The following is a 2132-nucleotide window of genomic DNA, read 5'->3' on the forward strand; positions in this document are numbered from 1 at the left end:
GATTTTCCGGCACGGTCGTTTCTTCCGGACGCGACGATTCTTCCGGCACAGTCGTTTCTTCCGGCTGGGTTGTCTCTTCCGATTCCTCCGGACGTTTCGTATAAGTGACTTCAAGCGCTGCTCTTGCCGTATTACCTGCTCTGTCTCTTACAAGAACTGTATAGTTTCCCGCCTCTGTAATCACATAAGAAGGAGATTCACTCCAGCTCACGCCCCCGTTCCATGAATAGGGTTTTTCAGCAAGCCCGGAAGCCGCGTCGGATGCGGATGCCTTCAATGTGACCTGACCTTCTTCACCTTCATACAAAACACCTCCGTCAGCAATAGACAGGCTTACTGTTGGTCGCGTCTTATCAATATTATCTACTTTAATCGTCTCGGTCGCCTGATTACCCAGAGCATCGCGGACAACAAAGGAAAGCGTCTTATTCTCAGCTACAGCGATCACATTATCTTTTGTCCAGGTTTGTCCTCCGTCATAGGAATAAGCACCTTCCGGGTGAAGGCCCGATCCTGTTCCGGGTTCCTCCTGTTCCGACGTTCCCGTTTCCTTTGTTTCGGATTTCTCCCCCGCACCGGATGATTCTTCTTTTTTTTCACCCTCCTGCGCTGCGACCGGTGTATCCTGATAATCCACACACTCTACAGTCACATTTACCGATTTATTGGTCCACTCCTGGATATCCCTGCTTATTGTGACAATCTTTGGTGCTGTCCGGTCAATATTCTTTATCTCTACAATGATATCCTCTGCCGTTAAACCGCTCTCCTGAGGCATCTGCATCTTTACAGTATACTTTCCGTTTGTTTCTGCCGTATATGTATTCCCTTTTACACTTTCAGTCTCATTTCCTGCTGTCCAGAGAAATTCCGCCTCAGGAAGGGTCTGATCTTTCACAGGAACAACAGATGCATTCAAGACAACACTGCGTGTCCATGCTTCTGTATCCTGGGCACATAAAAAGTCACCCACCTGCTTTTGTTCTCTATCTTTAATAGGCTGAGTATAAGTCTTCGTCTCTGCTGCATAAGCCATTGTTGGAATAGATAATGCCGCAGCAATACTCAATGCCATAAATTGTTTTATGCGTGTCATCCTAAAACTTCCTCCCATTAAAATTCGTTTTTTAAACTCCGTGTAAAGAGAGCTTCTAAAGCTTCCGACGGATCCCGTTCCTCATAAAGAACCTCATATACGACCCGACAGATTGGCAGCTCCACACCGTATTTTTTTTCAAGATCCATCATTGCTTTAACCGTGTAATAGCCTTCTGCCAGATCATCACTGTGTTTTCCCTGGACAAACAATTCTCCAAATCGACGATTATGGCTGAATTCGGAAAAAACAGTGGCCTCATAATCTCCCAAATGGCACAATCCATAGGCTGACAATTCATTTCCCCCCATAGCCTTTATAAGACGCGCCACTTCTCGCGTTCCTCTGGACATAAGAGCCCCTTTAAGTGTTGATAAATGAAATCCATCCAGCATACCTGCCGCAATACCGATAACATTCTTTGCCGCTGCACCGATTTCATTACCGACTAAATCCTGACCGTAATAAAAACGGATCAAAGGACCGGAGAATGCTTCAATCAGCTCTGCCTTTGTTTCTTCATGTCGGCTGTCAATAACCATACAGTTCGGAATATCTTTTGTAAACTCCTGAACATGTCCCGGTCCAAGCCATACAGCCACATGATTCGAAGCATCCAGATTATCTTCCGCAATCTGGGAAAGTCTGCGTCCCGTTGAAATCTCAATACCCTTCATGCAGAGAACAATTTTTTTATCATGCAATTTTTTCTGCTCTAATTCTTCCATCAATTTCTGTAATCCCTGAGAATTAATCGATATAATAATTGTCTCCGCATCTTGAACAACTGTCAGATCCGTTGTTAAATGAACCGATTCCGGCAGTGTCAAAAGATTATTCTTACGTTCTTTTAAGAATTGCTGCATATGAGCTGAATTCTTTCTTCCATATAATGTAACATCATGTCCAATGTGATCCAGATACCATGTTATAAATGATCCCCATCGACCACACCCAATCACTGCAATTTTCATGTCGTTTTCTCCTTTGAAGCCCTGAATGCTTACCTAACGGAAAGTTTTCCGAACTTTCCTAT

Annotated in this window: 2 protein-coding genes; both read right to left on the minus strand. The window is 44.3% G+C overall.

Annotated features, from left to right (window positions below):
* A partial coding sequence (locus QZZ35_RS11390) for a hypothetical protein (RefSeq protein ID WP_291237512.1) occupies window positions 1-1096 on the minus strand: 1096 nt, incomplete at its 3' end.
* Between the two features lie 17 nt (window positions 1097-1113).
* Window positions 1114-2070, minus strand: a complete 957-nt coding sequence (locus QZZ35_RS11395) for an NAD(P)H-dependent glycerol-3-phosphate dehydrogenase (protein ID WP_291237513.1) — start codon at window positions 2068-2070, stop codon at window positions 1114-1116.
* Between the last annotated feature and the right edge of the window lie 62 nt (window positions 2071-2132).

The organism is Frisingicoccus sp. (assembly GCA_016298055.1).
Taxonomy (GTDB): Bacteria; Bacillota; Clostridia; order Lachnospirales; family Lachnospiraceae; genus Frisingicoccus.

Coding starts and splice junctions, on each gene's coding strand:
- QZZ35_RS11395 (WP_291237513.1), bottom strand. CDS start 2,070: ATGAAAATTGCAGTGATTGGGTGTGGTCGATGGGGATCATTTATAACA.